Genomic DNA, 1,318 nt, shown 5'->3' on the forward strand with positions numbered 1-1,318 from the left:
GCGCGGGCGGCACGCGGTCGGCGATCAGCGCGCCGCTGGCGGCGGGGATGGCGGCATAGGCGCCGCCCACCAGGGCACGGCACGCCACCAGCCCCAGGAAGGCCAGCAGGCCGGGCAGCGCCTGGCGCAGCACCGCCTCGATGACCAGGCACAGCGCCCAGTAGGCGAGGGTGAAGCCCAGCGCCCCGGCCAGCAGCACGGCGCGGCGGCCATGGCGGTCGCTGGCCAGGCCCCAGGGCCGGGCGCAGAGCATCCACATCACGCCCGAGGCGCTGACCGCCAGCCCCGCCTGCCACGGCGCCAGCCCGGCCACCCGCGCCACCGGGCCGACCAGCGCGACGAAGGCCATCATCGCCATGCTGCCGGCGAAGGTGGTGGCCATCAGCGCCAGCAGCACCGGCTCCGCCCAGGGGGAGGGCGGCGCGGCCTCGGGGGCGGTCTCGTCAGAGGGCATGGGCGGTCCTTGGCGGCGGCCAGGGGCAAGGCGCGCGGCGGGGCCGGGGCGGCGCGCCGCCCCGGCCCCGGGCACGGCTCAGGAGCGCGGGCGGATGCGCAGCAGCGTGTCGCCATCCTCGCCGCGCGCATTGGCGGATTTGTCGACGGCGAAGATCGTGCCGTCGCGCCCGGCGGCGACATGGTTGGCCAGCGGCGCCGGGCCCAGATTGGCGAGGATCTTGCCGTCCGCGTCGGTCACCGTGACCGTGCCGGCGGCGCGGCTGCTGACATAGGCGCGGCGCCGCACGGGATCGAACACCACGTTCAGCGCGCCGGCGCCGACCGGGGTGTCGGCGATCACCGCGCCGCTCTCGCCATCCAGCACCACCAGATTGTCGCTGCCCTGGGCGGCGACGAAGATGCGCCCGGTCTGCGGATCATGCGAGACGCCGATGCTGCCGCGCGCGCCGGGCACCGGCAGCACCTTCAGCACCGTGTCGGTGCGGGTGTCGATCACCGCCACCTCGCTGGTGGTGTTGCTGACCACGTAGAGCCGGTGCGCCGCCGCATCCAGCGACAGGCTGGCGGCCGAGAAGGTGCCACCCCGCACGCGCGAGGCGATCTCGACACGGCCCGCCAGCTCCGGCGTGCCGGCGCGGAACACCACGACCTCCGGCTTGAAGGTGGCGCTGACATAGGCCTTGCCGAGCGGCTGGTCGACCACGACGTCGCGCGGGTGGCTCACCGTGCCGGGGGCGAATTGCCGCAGCAGCGACAGGTCGGCCTGGCGGTACACCGCCACCGTGTCCTGCCGCGTGTTGGTCACCCAGACGGTGCCGTTCGCATCGTCGACGCCGACGCCATAGACGGCGAAGACGCCGGC

Annotated in this window: 2 protein-coding genes; both read right to left on the minus strand. The window is 75.3% G+C overall.

The window, feature by feature from the left end; translation table 11 throughout:
• The coding region (locus tag HMPREF0731_RS19055) for an MFS transporter (RefSeq protein WP_007005842.1) at positions 1-454 on the minus strand (454 nt) is incomplete at its 3' end.
• 78 nt (positions 455-532) lie between these two features.
• Positions 533-1,318, minus strand: a 786-nt coding sequence (locus tag HMPREF0731_RS19060) for a YncE family protein (protein ID WP_007005843.1), incomplete at its 5' end; no start/stop codon positions are given.

Origin of the sequence: Pseudoroseomonas cervicalis ATCC 49957 (assembly GCF_000164635.1) — a bacterium.
GTDB classification, from domain to species: Bacteria; Pseudomonadota; Alphaproteobacteria; order Acetobacterales; family Acetobacteraceae; genus Pseudoroseomonas; species Pseudoroseomonas cervicalis.